Raw genomic sequence first — 15,690 nt, forward strand, 5'->3', positions numbered from 1 at the left:
GGGTTGGCTTGTCTTCTACCTACACTGCACCGCGCTGCCGCATCCATTCCAGCCCTGCTCCTAACGCAATTCCAAAGGTGTAACAGAGCAAGTCGCTCCACAGAAAACCATGCCCCAGTACCAGCCCACCTAACGTGGTACCACGCAGGGCATCCAGCCAGGGCGCGTGGTAGCGTTGGCTGACTTCCACGGCATAGGCAATGCCAACGGCCAAAGTGGCAGCCCGCATGAGCGTCCACCGGGGCTGGGCCCCACGTAACAGCCAGAACACCAGCAAGGCCCAGAGCGCGTCGCCGGCATACAGCATTACCCAGCCGGGTAGGTCCGCGCCGAACCGGCGCGAAGCCAAACCCAGCAACACGGTTAACAATGCCCTCAGGCCATACTGTGCCCGGCTACGAATGGGCATTACAGGCAGAGGTTACAGCACCACTTCTGAGCAGCATACAGGTAATGACGAATTGGGCGCAAAAATTAACTTTGTAATTCAAAGTTATTTGAAATAACATTGTACACAATAGCACTACCCACTGAGCTTTTTCACGAAACGGGAGTGTTACCGAGCCGTATGGAATATTTTGTTGCGCAGGATTCGGTGGTCCGCACCATTTGGGGTAAGGCCGATACTGTCCTGTTCATATTTGCCGGGGCCGCGGCCGAATTTGCGGTGAACAAGGCGGTGGATTGGCTGTACTTCACCGGCCGCCTGCCCGCCGATCCGCTGGGCCGCTTGTTCTCGACGGTGGAATACGCGCGCCGCATTGTGTTTGCCGACCGCGCCGGGGCCGAGCAGGCTATTGATACCATTGCCGCCATTCACGGTGCCGTGGAAGCCCAACGCGGCCAACCGATTCCGGCCTGGGCCTACCGGGACGTGCTGTACATGCTCATAGATTATTCCATCCGGGCCTTTGAGCTGCTGGAACGGCCCCTCACGGAGGCCGAACGGGCTGAAGTGTTCGACGTGTTTGGGCGAGTGGGCCGCCGCATGGGCGTCCCGGACATTCCCGCCACCTACGCGGCCTGGCTCCCGGACCGGCAACGGCACCTGGAGCAGGACCTGGAGCACAGCGCCTGTACCACCGATTTATACCGCCAGTACCGCCGCCATTTGGGTCCGGTGCGGTATCAGCTGCTCCTGCAGGGACAGCGGCTGGTGGTGCCTGCTGGAGTGAGCCGGCTGCTGGCCATTGGCCGCCGCTCCTGGCTGGGGCCGGTAGTACCGTTCTACCGCGCTACCCGCCACCTCCGCCTCAGCCAGTGGGCCAAAACCAGCTTGCTGCCCCTGGAATACCGCGCCCAGATTGCTTCCCTGGATGTAATGAACCAAGTTGCAAGCTAGAGTTAGAGCTAGTTCCCCTCCTCAGATGAGGAGGGGTTAGGGGTGGTTGACAACTATTGAACATCATCCAGCTACAATAGTCGTCCTGACGTTCATCAACTACCCCTAACCCCTCCTTTCCAAGGAGGGGAACTAGGCTGTGTCTGAAAAGTGGTGTTGCTTAACTTAGAGTATGGCAGCACGATACGAGTTAACGGATGCGCAGTGGGTCGTGGTGGCAGCCGAGTTGCCACCGCAGCGCACGGGCCGGCCGCGGCGCGACGACCGGCCGCTGTGGAACGCGTTGTTGTGGATCCTGTGCACGGGTGCGGCGTGGCGGGACTTGCCGGCGCGCTACGGCCCGTGGCAAACGGCTTACGAGCGGTTCCGGCGCTGGTCCTCGGACGGCACCTTCGAGCGGGTGCTGGCCGCCTTGCGCTTACGCCTGGACCAAGATGGGCTGCTCGACCTGGACACGTGGCTGGTGGACTCGACCACGGTGCGCGCCACGAAAAGCGCGGCCGGCGGGGCGAAAAAAAAGCCCAGTGCCTCGGGCGCAGCCGCGGTGGTCTGACCACGAAGCTGCACGTGGTCTGCGACGGAGCGGGCACGCCACTGGCCCTGCAGCTCTCGGCCGGGCAGCGCCACGACGCGCCGCAGTTCGAGCCCTTGTGCGAGCAGGTACGCGCCCGCCGCCGACCGCGTCAGCTCATTGCCGACCGCGGCTACGACGCACAGCACATCCGCCGCTGGCTGCGCCGGCGCCGCATTCGCGCGGTCATTCCGCGGCGCCGGCCTGCCGCAGGCCAGCACTGCCGCCGACGCGGCCGCCCGCCGCGCATCGAGCCGCAACGGTATGCCTGCCGCAACGTCGTAGAGCGCTTTTTCGGTTCGCTCAAGGAGCACCGCCGCGTGGCTACTCGCTACGACAAACATGATGCACACTTCCTCAACATGGCCTTGTTGGCCTGTATTCGGCGCATTTTGCAACACCACTTTTCAGACACAGCCTAGCTTTGGCCAACCCGTATAACTTTAGCTGGCGTAGCCCAGCAGCCGGTACACTGCGTAGCCGGCCATTTCATGGAGAAGAATGCTCCAGAGGGCCAGCGGCTGGTCGCCGGGGAGCAGCCAGTACGTGAGGGTGGGTTTGTGGTCAGATGAGTAGAAACCGGCCGGAAAAGGTGCGGGGTGCAGCCCTACTTTGGCAAAGCACCCGATGGCCCGGCGCTGGTGGAAGGCCGACGTAATGAGCACCGTGGAGTTGATTTCGGGGTGCTGGGCCAATAGCTGCTTGGTGAACAGCGCATTTTCGCGGGTGTTGCGGCTACGGGTTTCCAGCAGAATATCCTGCTTCGGCACGCCGGCCAGACGCAGCAGTACCTGCAGCTCCTCGGCTTCGGTGCGTGGCTCCTCCCCATTTGTTTTGGGTTGAATTAACGCGCCGGAGCCGCCCGAAATGATGATGCGCCGGATACGCCCAGCCCGGTACAGCCACAGCGTGTGCAGCAGCCGGTCGGCTCCCGGGCCCACATATACCCGGTCGTGGGGTGTTTTTTGGCCCTCCGTAATGCCGGTGAGTAAAATGCCCGCATCGTGGCGGCCCAGCTGACGCAGCGTGACGGGCGGTTTCTCCCAGGCCAGCAAGGCTTCGTTCACCAGAGCGGGGTTGGTGAAGATAAGCAGCCCGATGGCTGCGGCCCACAGCAGGTGCTTGCGCCAGCGGGCGGGGCGGCCCAGCGCCGCCAGCAGCACCAGCCCTACCAGCCACACGGCCGGCGACAACACAAAATCGAGGAGCTTGGACAGGATAAAGAACATGGCCGCGAAGCTACGGCAGGAAATGCTGCCAGTGCTTCGCGGCCAGGATGCCTTGCCAATTACCGACGGACGATATTAGGCCGACTGCGGGGCCACATCGGTGCAGCGCTGCAGGTTTTGCAGCATTTCCAGCACTTCCTCCTCGGCCCGCAGCGTATCGCACTCCATAAGCACACCCCGGCAGTACGACACGAAGAACGGGGCTACCTTGGTATCCATCATCTTGCGGGCCACCGGGTTTTCGTCGGCATCCAGCCGCAGAAAAGCGGTGTTCCGGAACCGCTCATCCGTCGACATCTTCTCAAAAGGCGGGGCCAGCAGGCTGCACACGGCGCAGTTTTCGGAGGTGAACTTGGCAATTACCCGCGGGTAGTCGTGAATAAGGGTGCGTAGGCCCTCATCATTGGTATCTAGTACTTTCATGCAGCTGACTGGTTGGTGAGGCGCGGCTCCGGGGCAGGCCGGAAGGACAAAATTTCCTCAGCAGACAAAAAAACCGCCCCGGAAAATTCCTTTCCGGAACGGTTTTTTTCTTGTCCTGAAACGGGCAATCAGTTCTGCTTGTTGCCGGCCAGCATCATCTGCCGGATGTATTTCACGGGGGCGCTGCCGTAGCTCAGAAATTGCTCGTGGAAGGCCTTCAGGTTGAACTGCTGGCCCTGCTGCCGCTTTAGCTCTTCCCGCAGGTCGTAGATTTCGGTGGAGCCGGTGAAATAGCTGCTGAGCTGTACCTGGCTGAGCGTGGCGCGTAGCCACTTATTGCGGGCCTCGGCTTCTTCCTGAAACCCGTCGCGGCGAAGCATGGCCACGGCCTGGGCTTCGGTGATGGAGCCAGCCTGCACCTCGTGGTCGAGGATGGCGTTGAGGGTCACGCGCATGTTCCACTTGTCCCACATCAGCCAGATTTCGTCGGTGTTGCCGCCGTAGCCGCTCTCCAGCATCATGCGCTCCGTGTACACGGCCCAGCCCTCAATCATGGCCCCGTTGCCGAAGATGGATTTGATGAGCGAGGGGCTGCGGTTGGCGTACACCAGCTGGGTGTAGTGGCCCGGAATGGCCTCGTGGATGTTGAGGATTTGCAGGGTGTACTGGTTGTATTCGCGCAGGTAGCTCTCGGCCCGGTCGGCGGGCTGGCCGGTGAGGGGCTCCACGTTGTAGTAGGTGTTGGCAGCCTTGTCGTAGGGGCCGGGGGCCGAGATGCTGGCACCGGCGCCGCTGCCGCGCATGTACAGCGGCGTTTCGCGCACTACGAGCGGCTTGGTGGGGTCCTGGGTGAGCAGCTGGTGGTCATCCACCCACTTTACCAGCGTGGGCATCTGGTCCTTCACGGCCTGCACGAAGCCCGCGGGCGTGGCGTGCTGCTGCGAAAGACGGCTGATTACCTGCTGCACCGCCGCCAGTGAATCGGCGGGCTGGGGCTGGCCGGGGAAATACTTCGGGTACAGCCGCGCGGCCCGCTTTTTCATGTCGCGCAGCAGCTCCTGCTTGTGTTGCAGGGCCTTGCGGTACACCTCGTCGGCGGAGTACGTGGACTGGATATCCAGCGCGAACTTGCGGGCGAACAGGTCTTTGCCGATGCGGAACGAGCGGAACTGCCCGGCCGGCAGCACCTCCTGCTGCAGGAAGCGCACGTAGCCTTCCATGCTCAGGCGGGTAGTGGCCACGCGGGCCAGCAGATCCTGCTTTTCCCGCTCCGACAGCCCCGACTTCGCCACCGAATCCTCCAGCGCCTTCCCGAACACCTCCAGCCCGCCCTGGTTCTGGCGGATGGCCAGGTCGGTATGCTCGCGGGTGGGCTGCCGGATGTTTTCCTTGGCGGCTTCGTAGTAGTCGGTGGCGTGGCTGAGCTTGAGGCTGATGGCGCGCAGGCGACGGTCGAGGGGCCAGTAGCGGCCGTTCAGGATTTCCGCCACCGAACCGCCCAGGTTGTAATTGGCCGGGTTCCACTGCCAGTCGCGCAGGGTATCGGCGTAGAAGCGGGCCGATTCCAGGTAGTTCTGCATCAGCCGGAAATCCGTCTGGTTATTCACCGACAGGTCTTCGAGCTTAAACGTTTTCATTTCCTCCCGCCGACGGGCCAGGGCGGCGGCTTCCGTCTGACGGCGGCTGGCGGTGGGCACCACCAGCAGCGAATCGTAGCGGTGGTAACCGGCCCCGCTGGCCCACTCGGGGTTGTAGTACCACAGCGAGTCGATGAAGCGCTGCTTGTACCGGTCGAAGTCGGCATTCACGGTTTCGGGCGTGCCGGAGGTGGGCTTGCTGCCGGAGTTGCAGGCCGCCAGCGCCAGCAGGCCGGCCAGGGGCAGCGTGTGAGAGAAGTAACGGTGGGGCATGTACAGTGGAGTTTACAGCGCAAGGTAGCGCCGAAAGGACGCGGGTTGCTACCCGACGTTGCGGCCGGTAGCGCGCAGCTCCGCTTCGCGCACGAGTTGCAGGCGAGTATCTGAAGTAGCGCGAAGCGGAGTTGCACGTTACCCCAAGCACAACCACGTGCTACTTCCCGGCTACGCGCTACATTTGGCGCTGCTCCACCTGCATCTGCTCTCCCATGTCGCATTCTGTTTCCCGCCGCCGCTTTCTATACACCCTTAGCTTAAGCGCAGCCGGCACCGCCCTGCTGCCCGCCTGCCTGCGGGCCGGCGCTGGTTCCGCCGCCGACGCGTACCTCGTGTACGTGGGCAGCTACGGCCCCGCGGAGCAGGACAACATCTGGCTTTACCGGCTCAACCCCACTACTGGCGCGCTTACCCGCGTGGCCGGGGCCCGGGGCGGAGCCGCCCCCTCCTTCCTTACCGTAGATGCTCGCCACCGCCGCCTCTACGCCGTGAATGAGGTAGATAACTACCAGAACACGCCCAACGGCGGCGTCAGCGCCTTTGCTATTGACCCCGGCACCGGCGGCCTTACCCTGCTCAACCAGCAGGCCTCGGGCGGCACTATTCCCTGCTACATCAGCCTCGACAAAGCCGGCCGCCATGCCTTCGTGGCCAACTACGGCACCGGCACCGTGGCCGCTTTGCCCCTCACCACCGAGGGCCAGCTCCAGCCCGCCGCCTCCGTGGACCAGCACACCGGCCACGGCCCCCACAAAAACCAAAGCAACGCCCGCGCCCACTGCATCCTGCCGGACCCCGCCGGCAAGTTCTTTTTCGCCGTGGATCTGGGCAATGATACCGTGTACGGCTACACCCTCAGCTCCACTGGCCAACTGGTGCGCCAGGCCGCGCCCGCCTTCCAGGCCAAGCCGGGAGCCGGGCCGCGCATCCTCACCTTCCACCCCAGCCGCCCGTTGGCCTTCCTCATCAACGAGCTGGACTCCACCCTTACCGCCCTGGCCTACGATGCCCGCCAGGGTACCCTTCGCGAAATCCAGACCGTTCCCTGTCTCCCGCCCGATTTTACCGGCTGGAACGCCTGCGCCGATGTACACGTGTCGCCCAACGGCCGCTTTGTAGTGGGCTCCAACCGGGGCCACGACAGCCTGGTAGTGTTTGCCCTTGATGAAGCCACCGGCCGCCTCACTTTGGTCGAGCACGTGAAGCTTCCCGGCAAAACCCCGCGCAGCTTCACCTTCGACCCCAGCGGCCGGGTGGTACTGGTAGCCCATCAGCAAAGCAACACCATCGTGAGCTACCGCGCCGACGCCCGCACCGGCCGCCTCACCCCCACCGGCACCAGCGTGGAATTGCCTTCCCCCGTCTGCCTCCAGGTGTATCCCGATTTCCTGGCCGGCCGGGAGTAAGCCCGGTAACCCAGCCCGTCATTCCATTGGCCCATCATTCCGAGCGAAGCCGAGGAATGGCGTTCTTGTAGGCCCCTGTTGTCTGATGACGTGGCCGGCGCTATTTCCCGCAAAAACCGCGGCTTTCCGGACACGTTTTTGCGGGCCCTCACGTTAGCGCCAAGCGGGTCCGTCGCCCGCCTGATTCTGCGTATGCGCCTCCTTCTACCCCTGTTTCAAGTGAAAGCCCGGCACCTGCTGCCAGTGCTGTTTCTGGTGCTGCCTCTGGCGTTGCGCGCCCAGCAGGGCTCCGTCCGCGGCCTTGATGAAAGCAACGGCTTCCGGGGCCTGCGCTTCGGCTCCCCGCTCACGGAAAGCCTGCACCTGAAACTATTGCAGGACAAAGGCGACGAGAAGATTTACGAGCGGGAAGACGAAGACCTGCGTGTGGGGCAGTTTTCGGCCGCCCGCATCCACTACAAGTTCTACAAGGGCCAGTTTGCCACTGTCACCATCATCGTGCGCGGCCCCGAAAATGCGCAGAAAGTGCTGCCCATGTTCGAGGCTCTTTATGGCCCCGGCCGCCCGGACGGCTTCAGCTACAAATGGCACGGCAGCTTGGCCGCCTTATCCTGCGCCTCCCTCCCCAACGACCAGATTATTCTGGCCATGAGCAGTTTGCCCCTCACCGCGCAGATGCAGCAGGCCAAAGCCCCCAGGGGCACTACCAAGCTCAAAATCAAACAGAAGTAAGCGGCTTGTTGTGCATGGCAGGCACTACAAAGTTCGTGCGGCCATTAACCAGCCGCCACGGGCCACCGGCTGCACTTCGTCAAGCCAACGCTTCACGCTACATTCGCCGGATAGATTTTTGCTTTCCGCTATGCGCCGCTTCTCCCCACTCCTGCTTCCTGGCCTGTTGCTCAGCCTTTCGGCGGCAGCCTGCTCCTCCAACCCGCCCGAAACCACCCGGACCGCGCCGCCCGCCGATGCGCCACCGGCTATTCCGGTGGAAAGCTCGGTTACGCAGGTCTCCGGCCGCTTTCCCGAAACATTTGAGCAGGGCGGCAAAGGTGCCTACTCCGAAGGCGACGAGCAGCTGGGCTCCGGCTCCTGGCATTTCACCGAGGCCCTCATCGGCTCCTCCGACCAGGACCACAAGCGCGGGGAGCACGCCGCCCGCCTGCGCGCCCGGGGCCGGCTGCGCATGAACTTCGACGCGCCCAGCGGGGTGCGCACCATTCGCATCAGCGCAGCCGCGTACGGGCAGGACGCGGCCAGCACCTGGGAACTGTGGGGCAGCGTGGATGGGGGCCGCACATTCCGGCGCATTGGCAACCCGGTGCAGGCCAAGGGCCCGCGCCTGCTCACCACTACCTTCCAGGGCACTACCCCCGGCCCGCTGCGGCTGGAAATCCGCAAGACGGACGGCGGCTCCGGCCGACTGAATATTGATGACATTGAGCTGGAAACGGCCAGCGGTGTGCCCATGCCAGGCGGCAAATCGGCCCCGGTAGCAACGGCCCCCACTACGCGTCCTTCCGCCCCGGCACCTACGCCCTCCACCTCCCAAGTTCCTAATCAGGCCCCCTCCACCGACAACGACAATATGGGCCTGGGCAACCCCAGCGGAGCCACGGCCAACGTGAGTATGCCTACCAACTACCTGCTGGTGAAGCCGCAGTTCACTATTGGCTACAACGCCCTGCGTGGTACGCCCACCTGGGTGAGCTGGCACCTCTCGCGCACGGATATGGGCTCAGCCCCGCGCCAGGATGATTTCCGGCCCGACCCGGCCCTGCCCCGGGAGTTTTATCAGGTCACGCGCAACTCCTACTCCGGCTCCGGCTTCGACAAGGGCCACAACTGCCCCAGTGCTGACCGTACCCGGGAGCTGGACGATAACTCGGCTACTTTCCTGATGACCAACATGATTCCGCAGGCCGGCAACAATAACCAGCGCACCTGGAGCAGCCTGGAGGAATGGACGCGCGGGCAGGTACAGCGGGGTCAGGAGGTATACATCATCATGGGCAGCTACGGTAAGGGCGGCACCGGTTCAGCCGGCTTCAAAACTACCATCGACAATGGTCACGTAACCGTGCCGGCCCGCGTCTGGAAGGTGCTGGTAATTCTGCCCGAGGGCTCCAACGACATCCAGCGCGTTGCCGCCGGCCAGGCCCGCCTGCTGGCCGTGGATACCCCCAATGAGCAAACCGTCAGCCCCGACTGGAGCCAGTACCGCACCAGCATCGACGCCATTGAAGCCGCTACCGGCCTGGATTTGCTCAGCAAGCTCCCCCTCGCCGCTCAGGACCGGCTGGAGGCCCAGGTAGATACCGCCCCCACTCGGTAGCCATCTGTAGGTGGGAGTACGCCCGGATTAAACCAGAACGGTGAATGCAGGAACTGGACGGCCAATCCACGTTCCTACATAGATTAATGAACTATTCCGGTTTCGGGCGCGTACCTTTGCCCTGATGCGTCCCACCGCCTCATCGTTTTTTCCTTGAGACTTCCCCGCCCATTCTGCCCTTCCCTTGGGGGTGGAATGGGCGTTTTTTTGGGCCTCCGGCCGCTTGCCACATGCTGACTCAATCAATTTCCTCACCCGCCTTGCGCCCCCGCCACACCTACCGGCTGGCGGTGGGCAGCACTTTCCTGCTACAGGGCCTGTGCTTTTCCACCTGGGCAGCCCGCATTCCCACGGTGCAGCAGCAAATGGGCCTCACCGACACGGAGTTGGGGGGCGTGCTGCTGGCCGTGCCGCTGGGGCTGGTGACTTCGCTGCCGCTCACGGGCTGGCTGGTGGCCCGCTTCGGGAGCCGGCTGATGGCCGTGCTGGGCGTGATGCTCTACGCGCTGGGTTTGCCGCTGCTGGCCCTGGCGGCCTCGGTGCCGCAGTTGCTGGCGGCGCTGGTGCTGTTTGGGGTAGCCAGCAACATGGCCAACATCAGCGTGAACACGCAGGCCGTGGGCGTGGAGGGCCTGTACGGGCGCTCAATCATGGCCAAGTTTCACGGGGTCTGGAGTCTGGCCGGTTTTGCCGGTTCGGCTATCGGAGCATTCATGATTGCCCACCACGTGGCGCTGCTGCCCCACTTCCTGCTGATGTCCGGCATTGTGCTGCTGGGGCTGCTGGTGGCCCGGCCGTTCCTGCTACCCCAGGATGCGCCCCGCGAAGCCGACGCCCCCATCTTCGTACTGCCCGATAAATCGTTGCTGCTGCTGGGGGTGTTGGCGTTCTGCTCCCTGCTCTGTGAGGGCACGATGTTCGATTGGAGCGGGGTGTATTTCCGCAAAGTGGTGCAGGCCCCCACGGCGCAGGTAGGCGTGGGCTTTGCCGCCTTCATGAGCACTATGGCCGCCGGCCGCTTCATTGCCGACTGGTTTACGGACCGGTTCGGGCGCACCCGCACGCTCATGCTGAGCGGTTTTTTGGAAGCGGCTGGTCTGCTGCTGGCCGTGGCGTTTCCCGGCTTTGTTACGGCTACCATCGGGTTTATGCTGGTGGGCTTGGGCGTTTCGTCGGTAGTGCCGCTGGTGTACGGAGCCGCCGGGCGGTCCAAAACCATGTCGGCGGGCGTGGCGCTGGCGGCTGTATCCACGGTGGGGTTTGCCGGGTTCCTGCTGGGTCCACCGGTTATCGGGCTGGTAGCCGGGGCTACCAGCTTACGCGTTTCATTTGCGCTTATTGCCGTGATGGGACTGGTAGTAGCCCTGCTGGCCCGGCGCGTGGAGGAGTAGTATCCTTCTCTCGGATGCGTGGCGGTATCGTTTCCCGGTGCTGTTCAGCCCCAGGGGGCTGATGCCCCGCCCGGCGGAGTAACCCCGGCCCACGGGCAGCCGTTGTGCTTATCGTTGTATTCTGACGATACGCTTCATGCTGAAACTTGTGCTGCTTCGCCACGGCGAGAGTGTCTGGAACCAGGAAAACCGCTTTACGGGCTGGACCGACGTGGATTTGTCGGAGGAAGGATTGCGGCAGGCCTGGCACGCCGGCGACGTACTGCGCCAGCACGGCTACACGTTTGATGTTGGCTTTACCTCGGTACTGAAGCGGTCCATTAAAACCATGCACCTGGCTTTGGAGGCTATGGATTTGCTCTGGATTCCGGTGCAGAAATCGTGGCGGCTGAACGAGCGGTTTTATGGGGCTCTGCAGGGCCTTAACAAAGCCGATACCATCGCCCAGTACGGGACCGAACAGGTGCAGCGCTGGCGCCGCGACCCGCACGAGCTGCCCCCCGCCATCACCCCCGACGACCCGCGCTACCCCGGCCACGATGCCCGCTACCGCCACCTGACGGCCCGGGAGCTGCCCCTCACCGAAAACCTCAGCCAGACCATATTCCGGGCTCTGCCCTTCTGGACGGAAACCATTGGGCCGGCCCTGCGCAGCCACCAGCAAGTGCTGGTGTGCGCCCACGGCAACAGTCTGCGGGCCTTGGTGCAGTATATCGACCACCTTTCGGATGCCGAAGTAGCCGAGCTGGACATTCCCACCGGCACCCCGCTAGTGCTGGAGCTGGACAACCATTTTAACCGCCTCAACCAGTATTACCTGGAGCCGCCTACCCAGCCTGCTTCCAAGCAGGACTAAGTGGCAGTAAAACGAGTACCCCGGAACTGTGCTCCGGCCTGCGTCAGAGGGTAATTACCTTCCATGCGCGAGGCCAGAGCACAGCTTCGGGGTACAACTACAATGGGGTGTTTTTGGCTTAGGTTTCTGTCAGCACCGTTTTGAAGCCTTGCAGCTTGCCGCCTTCTGCTTCGCCCAGCACCAGCACTGGAACCTGCGGGCCCGTGCCGAAACGGTACACCTGCGTGCCGCTCAGCTCCTGTTTCAGGTACATCTGCAGGGCCTTGAAGCGGTTGGCCAGCTCGGGGTTGCCCAGCACGCCATCGTCGGCGGTGTGGTTGCGCAGGAAGTAGGTCAGCTCCTGCTTTTCCACTTTCGTATCGGCGGGCAGGCCGGCCAGTTGGGCCAGGGCAGCCTCGGTAAGGCCTTCTTTGGGAGTGTCGAAACTCACCGGCTCCAACGGAGCGTCGCCCTCACTCATGTACACGAGGCCCTTGGTCATCTCGCGCAGTTGGGCCAGAGCCGGGTCGTTGGAGGCAGCAGCAGCGGGCGCGCTCTGCTTGGCCTGGGGCTCCGATTCCTCCACGGTTTCGCGGCCACCTTTGGTGTCGCGCGGGTCGGCGGGGGCGGCGGCAATACCGGCTACCTGGGCCGGCACCTGCGCCCCAATAGCAGCGGCCAGCTGATTCTGGCGCTGGTCCGGCACCTTGATTTTGGGGTTGGCGAAGTTCATATCCGATACCTGGTTCATCGGAATCAGATGAATGTGGGCGTGCGGCACTTCCAGCCCGATGACGGCCACGCCCACCCGCTTGCAGGGCACGGCGGCCTTCACGCCCTTGGCCACGCGCTGGGCAAACAGGTGCAGGGCTGCCAGCTCGGCCGGGGGCATATCAAAAATGTAATCGACTTCGCGCTTGGGAATAACCAGCGTGTGGCCTTCTACCAAAGGTGTGATGTCCAGAAAAGCCAGGTGGTGCTCGTCCTCAGCCACCTTGAACGCGGGTAGCTCGCCGGATACGATGCGGGAGAAAATGGAAGGCATGCGGGGAGATGGTGAAGTTGTGAAATAGTGAGGTTGTGAACAACTACGGGCAGGGTTCCGCCAAAGTACGGGGCAAAACGCAAAAGGGCGAAGCCAGTGGCTTCGCCCTTTTGCGTAGTCGGTGAAATTCACCAACTCACAGCTTCATAAATTCACCGCTAGCGGCTGATTTCCAGAATCTGGAACTGCAGCTTGCCGGCCGGCACCGTAATTTCGGCAGTATCGCCGGCCGACTTACCCAGCAGGCCTTTGCCGATGGGCGACTTCACGGAGATTTTGCCGGCGGCCAGGTTGGCTTCTTCCTCGGCTACCAGCGTGTAGTCGAGCACCATGTTATTTTTCAGGTTTTTCAGCTTCACCTTGCTCATGATGAGCACTTTGGTCAGGTCCAGGTTACTCTCATCGAGCAGGCGGGCATTGCCAACCACTTCTTCCAGCTTAGCAATCTTCAGCTCCAGCAGGCCCTGCGCTTCTTTGGCCGCGTCGTACTCGGCGTTTTCGCTTAGGTCGCCTTTGTCACGGGCCTCACGCAGGTCGTCGGCCGCCTTGGCCCGGCCGCGGATTTTGAGGTCCTGGAGCTCATCTTTCAGCTTCTGAAGACCTTCGGGAGTATAATAGTTGATGGTAGCCATGGTGGGGTGATGTAAGCTCAAAAAACAAGGAGAACGGCCAGCACGGCTGGCCGTTCTCCCCGGAACAGGTTTAGGCAAATATACGAAATGTTGGGGAAAGAGGCTATGGGTGGTGAAGGGCTGCCATGACGAGTGGAGCGAAGTAATCCTTCCTTGTTGCAGTACCAAGCCCTGAGCAACGCTCAAAATTCCTGACGCCAGCGTGGTATCAAGGGCTTTGCATGGGCCAGCGTTCCGGGCTCAGGAAAGGACGGAGTGCTTCGCTCCGCTCACTATGACAGGTCCTGCTTCTATTATCTCCCCACCAGAAACTCCCGCAGCTTCTCGGCCAGCACCCGGTTGATGCGCTCGTAGCTCTGGAAGCTCCAGCCGCCTACGTGCGGCGAGAGCACCACGTTTGGAGCCGTGCGCAGGTGCTCGAAGCGGGTCTGCTGTTCGGGGCTTAGCGTAGTCAGCTTTTCATTTTCGAGCACATCCAGCGCAGCCCCGCGCAGCTGGCCGGTTTGCAGGCGCTGCACCACGGCGGCGTGGTCGAGCACCTCGCCCCGGGCCGTATTCAGCAGCCACAATGGGTTGCGGAAGCCCGCCAGCAGCTCCTCACTCACGAAGTGGTGATTGGCCGCCGAGTACGGAATATGCAGGCTCAGCACCTCGGCCCGCTGCTGCAGCTCGGCCAGCGACACCAGCGTAGCGTGGTGGTTGGGCTCCACGTTGGGGTTCTCGTCGTAGACCAGCACGGTGCAGTCGAAAGCCTGCAGGCGTTTGGCAAACGCCTTCCCCATGTGCCCATAGCCCAGCAGCCCGATGGTCTTGCCCCCGATTTCCTCGCCCCGGTTGGCTTCCCGCCGCCACTGGCCCTGCCGCACCTCGTGGTCGGCGCGGGCAATATTGCGGAACAGGGCCAGCAGCAGGCCCACCGCATACTCGCCTACCGCGTCCCGGTTGCCTTCGGGAGCGTTGAGCAGGGTTACGCCGGCTTCGGCCAGAGCCGCTTCGTCAATATTATCCACCCCGGCCCCGGCCCGGCCCACGTAGCGCAGGTGCGGGCCGTGGGCCAGCAGTTCCCGCGTCACGCGCAGCTTGGAGCGCACCACGAGCCCGTCGTAGGGGTGGGCAGCCAGCACGGCAGGCACTTCGGCCGCCTTCAGATCGGGGCGGTAGTGCAGCGTCACGCCCAGCGGCTCCAGGTACTCGGGGAGGCTGGGGTGCATTTCGTCGATGACGAGGCAGAGGGACATTATTTTGATTGAGACGTTTGGACTACTTATGATGGGTACGTACGGCACCTTCACTACCTATTGAATCTGGCAGATACGTCAAAGATGCTCGCGCTTCTGCACTACTGCGGGCTGCCAGATCGGCTGTCACGTACAGATTACGTTCAGCATCGTGCCCTACTACCTGTTGCTTTATTCGCCTAAAGTCATAAAACCCACCTACTATGCTTTGCGGCTCTTGCCACCAGTGATTCTGATATCCTAGCGAAGTGTGCCCTTCGTAGTCAGTTCTAGTATAGTAATTCGGGGTTTTAGCCAGTAGCCTCCAATCCCCTGCATCTATGGTTTGTGTTGCCTTCCAGAAAATCCAACCCACTATCGTGACCACAGTAGCCACTCCCATGATTCCAATTTTCGCGCTTCGACGCATTTTTAATCCACCTTGTGCTTCTCCACATGCTGGGTCAGGCCCACGAAATCGGCTACGCTGAGCTGCTCGGCGCGCTTGTCGAAAATGGGGTCGGTGGTGGCTTCGGGCGGCATACCGAAGGGCTTGAGGGCGTTACGCAGGGTTTTGCGGCGCGTCTGGAAGGCCTGCTTCACCACTTTGAAGAATAGCTTCTCGTCGCAGGCCAGGCTTTCCGTGCTGTTGCGGGTGAGGCGGATAACAGCCGACTGTACCTTGGGCGGGGGGCTGAACACGTGCGGGGGCACCGTGAACAAGTATTCAATACCGTAAAACGCCTGCAGCAGCACGCTCAGGATACCGTAGGTTTTGGAGCCGGGCCCTTCGGCCAGGCGGTCGGCCACTTCCTTCTGGATCATGCCCACGCACTCGCGCACCTGCTGGCGGTGGGCCAGCACCTGGAAGTAAATCTGGGAGCTGATGTTGTAGGGAAAGTTGCCGATGATGGTAAGCGGCTGCCCGTGGTAGAGCTTGCCCAGGTCCATTTTCAGGAAATCCTGGGAGTAGATGCGGCCTTCCAGCGCCGGGTAGTGCCGGCCCAGGTACTCCACCGATTCCCGGTCAATTTCCACCACCGAGGTACGATACTCCGGGTGTTGCAGCAGGGTTTGGGTGAGCACGCCCATGCCGGGGCCAATTTCCAGCACTTCCTGCACGCCATCGGGCAGACGCAGAGCCTCCACTATGTTGCGGGCAATATTGGGGTCGTTGAGAAAATGCTGCCCGAGGTGCTTTTTGGCTTTAACGGAGTCCATGCTGTGTGCAGAAGTAAGTAATGCAAAGGAAGTGGGGTTCTTCGTGAACCTTGGCCGGAAGCTAGCCCGAAGCACAGCCGTCAGAGCTACCTCTAACTTCTCGCTTCGCTGTACTCACTTCTATAAATCG

The 15,690-nt window shown here is 62.4% G+C and carries 14 protein-coding genes and 1 pseudogene; 7 read left to right on the forward strand and 8 right to left on the reverse strand.

What is annotated here, in order from left to right:
- Positions 1 to 19: 19 nt before the first annotated feature.
- Complete coding sequence (locus tag ACN19L_RS04315; RefSeq protein ID WP_426492311.1) at positions 20 to 409, reverse strand: DUF2809 domain-containing protein; 390 nt, start codon at positions 407 to 409, stop codon at positions 20 to 22.
- A gap of 159 nt (positions 410 to 568) precedes the next feature.
- Here ACN19L_RS04315 and ACN19L_RS04320 point away from each other — a divergent pair, with 159 nt between their 5' ends.
- On the forward strand, positions 569 to 1,342 hold the full coding sequence (locus ACN19L_RS04320) for an oxygenase MpaB family protein (protein WP_426492312.1): 774 nt from the start codon (positions 569 to 571) through the stop codon (positions 1,340 to 1,342).
- Positions 1,343 to 1,514: 172 nt separating this feature from the next.
- Positions 1,515 to 2,335, forward strand: a pseudogene (locus ACN19L_RS04325) (IS5 family transposase).
- A gap of 21 nt (positions 2,336 to 2,356) precedes the next feature.
- On the opposite strand, the gene ACN19L_RS04330 reads toward ACN19L_RS04325, so the two are convergent.
- The 3 genes from ACN19L_RS04330 to ACN19L_RS04340 form a co-directional block, all read right to left on the reverse strand.
- A complete protein-coding gene (locus ACN19L_RS04330) occupies positions 2,357 to 3,142 on the reverse strand; it encodes a YdcF family protein (RefSeq protein WP_426492313.1) in 786 nt (261 codons plus the stop codon).
- Between the two features lie 75 nt (positions 3,143 to 3,217).
- A complete protein-coding gene (locus ACN19L_RS04335) occupies positions 3,218 to 3,565 on the reverse strand; it encodes a thioredoxin family protein (RefSeq protein WP_426492314.1) in 348 nt (115 codons plus the stop codon).
- A gap of 128 nt (positions 3,566 to 3,693) precedes the next feature.
- Entirely contained in the window at positions 3,694 to 5,475 is a 1,782-nt protein-coding gene (locus tag ACN19L_RS04340; RefSeq protein ID WP_426492315.1) for a DUF885 domain-containing protein, read from the reverse strand.
- Positions 5,476 to 5,690: 215 nt separating this feature from the next.
- On the opposite strand from ACN19L_RS04340, the gene ACN19L_RS04345 reads away from it, so the two are divergent.
- From ACN19L_RS04345 to gpmA, 5 genes are all read left to right on the forward strand, one after another.
- The gene (locus ACN19L_RS04345; protein WP_426492316.1) at positions 5,691 to 6,884 is read left to right on the forward strand and encodes a lactonase family protein; all 1,194 of its coding nucleotides are present in this window, start codon (positions 5,691 to 5,693) and stop codon (positions 6,882 to 6,884) included.
- Between the two features lie 192 nt (positions 6,885 to 7,076).
- A complete protein-coding gene (locus tag ACN19L_RS04350; RefSeq protein ID WP_426492317.1) occupies positions 7,077 to 7,616 on the forward strand; it encodes a hypothetical protein in 540 nt (179 codons plus the stop codon).
- 130 nt (positions 7,617 to 7,746) lie between these two features.
- Positions 7,747 to 9,219 carry a DNA/RNA non-specific endonuclease gene (locus ACN19L_RS04355; protein ID WP_426492318.1) on the forward strand — a complete coding sequence of 491 codons (1,473 nt, stop codon included), beginning with the start codon at positions 7,747 to 7,749 and terminating at the stop codon, positions 9,217 to 9,219.
- Positions 9,220 to 9,449: 230 nt separating this feature from the next.
- Complete coding sequence (locus ACN19L_RS04360; RefSeq protein ID WP_426492319.1) at positions 9,450 to 10,610, forward strand: MFS transporter; 1,161 nt, start codon at positions 9,450 to 9,452, stop codon at positions 10,608 to 10,610.
- A gap of 136 nt (positions 10,611 to 10,746) precedes the next feature.
- Positions 10,747 to 11,466 carry a 2,3-diphosphoglycerate-dependent phosphoglycerate mutase gene (gene gpmA / locus ACN19L_RS04365; RefSeq protein ID WP_426492320.1) on the forward strand — a complete coding sequence of 240 codons (720 nt, stop codon included), beginning with the start codon at positions 10,747 to 10,749 and terminating at the stop codon, positions 11,464 to 11,466.
- Positions 11,467 to 11,584: 118 nt separating this feature from the next.
- Here the strand turns inward: gpmA and ACN19L_RS04370 are convergent, their stop codons facing one another.
- The 4 genes from ACN19L_RS04370 to rsmA all read right to left on the reverse strand — a co-directional run bounded on the left by ACN19L_RS04370 (position 11,585) and on the right by rsmA (position 15,560).
- The gene (locus ACN19L_RS04370) at positions 11,585 to 12,490 is read right to left on the reverse strand and encodes a nuclease A inhibitor family protein (protein WP_426492321.1); all 906 of its coding nucleotides are present in this window, start codon (positions 12,488 to 12,490) and stop codon (positions 11,585 to 11,587) included.
- Between the two features lie 158 nt (positions 12,491 to 12,648).
- Positions 12,649 to 13,122: a transcription elongation factor GreA gene (greA, locus tag ACN19L_RS04375; RefSeq protein WP_426492322.1), complete on the reverse strand. Its 474-nt coding sequence runs from the start codon at positions 13,120 to 13,122 to the stop codon at positions 12,649 to 12,651.
- Between the two features lie 293 nt (positions 13,123 to 13,415).
- Positions 13,416 to 14,360, reverse strand: a complete 945-nt coding sequence (locus tag ACN19L_RS04380) for an NAD(P)-dependent oxidoreductase (protein ID WP_426492323.1) — start codon at positions 14,358 to 14,360, stop codon at positions 13,416 to 13,418.
- A 411-nt stretch (positions 14,361 to 14,771) separates the two neighbouring features.
- Positions 14,772 to 15,560, reverse strand: a complete 789-nt coding sequence (gene rsmA, locus ACN19L_RS04385; protein WP_426492324.1) for a 16S rRNA (adenine(1518)-N(6)/adenine(1519)-N(6))-dimethyltransferase RsmA — start codon at positions 15,558 to 15,560, stop codon at positions 14,772 to 14,774.
- Between the last annotated feature and the right edge of the window lie 130 nt (positions 15,561 to 15,690).

The sequence above is a fragment of the Hymenobacter sp. 102 genome, assembly GCF_049949205.1.
Classification (GTDB): Bacteria; Bacteroidota; Bacteroidia; order Cytophagales; family Hymenobacteraceae; genus Hymenobacter.

Excerpts from the sequence above, each read along its gene's own strand:
- ACN19L_RS04315 (WP_426492311.1), bottom strand. The coding sequence starts at position 409 with ATGCCCATTCGTAGCCGGGCACAGTATGGCCTGAGGGCATTGTTAACC.
- ACN19L_RS04320 (WP_426492312.1), top strand. The coding sequence starts at position 569 with ATGGAATATTTTGTTGCGCAGGATTCGGTGGTCCGCACCATTTGGGGT.
- ACN19L_RS04330 (WP_426492313.1), bottom strand. The coding sequence starts at position 3,142 with ATGTTCTTTATCCTGTCCAAGCTCCTCGATTTTGTGTTGTCGCCGGCC.
- ACN19L_RS04335 (WP_426492314.1), bottom strand. The coding sequence starts at position 3,565 with ATGAAAGTACTAGATACCAATGATGAGGGCCTACGCACCCTTATTCAC.
- ACN19L_RS04340 (WP_426492315.1), bottom strand. The coding sequence starts at position 5,475 with ATGCCCCACCGTTACTTCTCTCACACGCTGCCCCTGGCCGGCCTGCTG.
- ACN19L_RS04345 (WP_426492316.1), top strand. The coding sequence starts at position 5,691 with ATGTCGCATTCTGTTTCCCGCCGCCGCTTTCTATACACCCTTAGCTTA.
- ACN19L_RS04350 (WP_426492317.1), top strand. The coding sequence starts at position 7,077 with ATGCGCCTCCTTCTACCCCTGTTTCAAGTGAAAGCCCGGCACCTGCTG.
- ACN19L_RS04355 (WP_426492318.1), top strand. The coding sequence starts at position 7,747 with ATGCGCCGCTTCTCCCCACTCCTGCTTCCTGGCCTGTTGCTCAGCCTT.
- ACN19L_RS04360 (WP_426492319.1), top strand. The coding sequence starts at position 9,450 with ATGCTGACTCAATCAATTTCCTCACCCGCCTTGCGCCCCCGCCACACC.
- gpmA (WP_426492320.1), top strand. The coding sequence starts at position 10,747 with ATGCTGAAACTTGTGCTGCTTCGCCACGGCGAGAGTGTCTGGAACCAG.
- ACN19L_RS04370 (WP_426492321.1), bottom strand. The coding sequence starts at position 12,490 with ATGCCTTCCATTTTCTCCCGCATCGTATCCGGCGAGCTACCCGCGTTC.
- greA (WP_426492322.1), bottom strand. The coding sequence starts at position 13,122 with ATGGCTACCATCAACTATTATACTCCCGAAGGTCTTCAGAAGCTGAAA.
- ACN19L_RS04380 (WP_426492323.1), bottom strand. The coding sequence starts at position 14,360 with ATGTCCCTCTGCCTCGTCATCGACGAAATGCACCCCAGCCTCCCCGAG.
- rsmA (WP_426492324.1), bottom strand. The coding sequence starts at position 15,560 with ATGGACTCCGTTAAAGCCAAAAAGCACCTCGGGCAGCATTTTCTCAAC.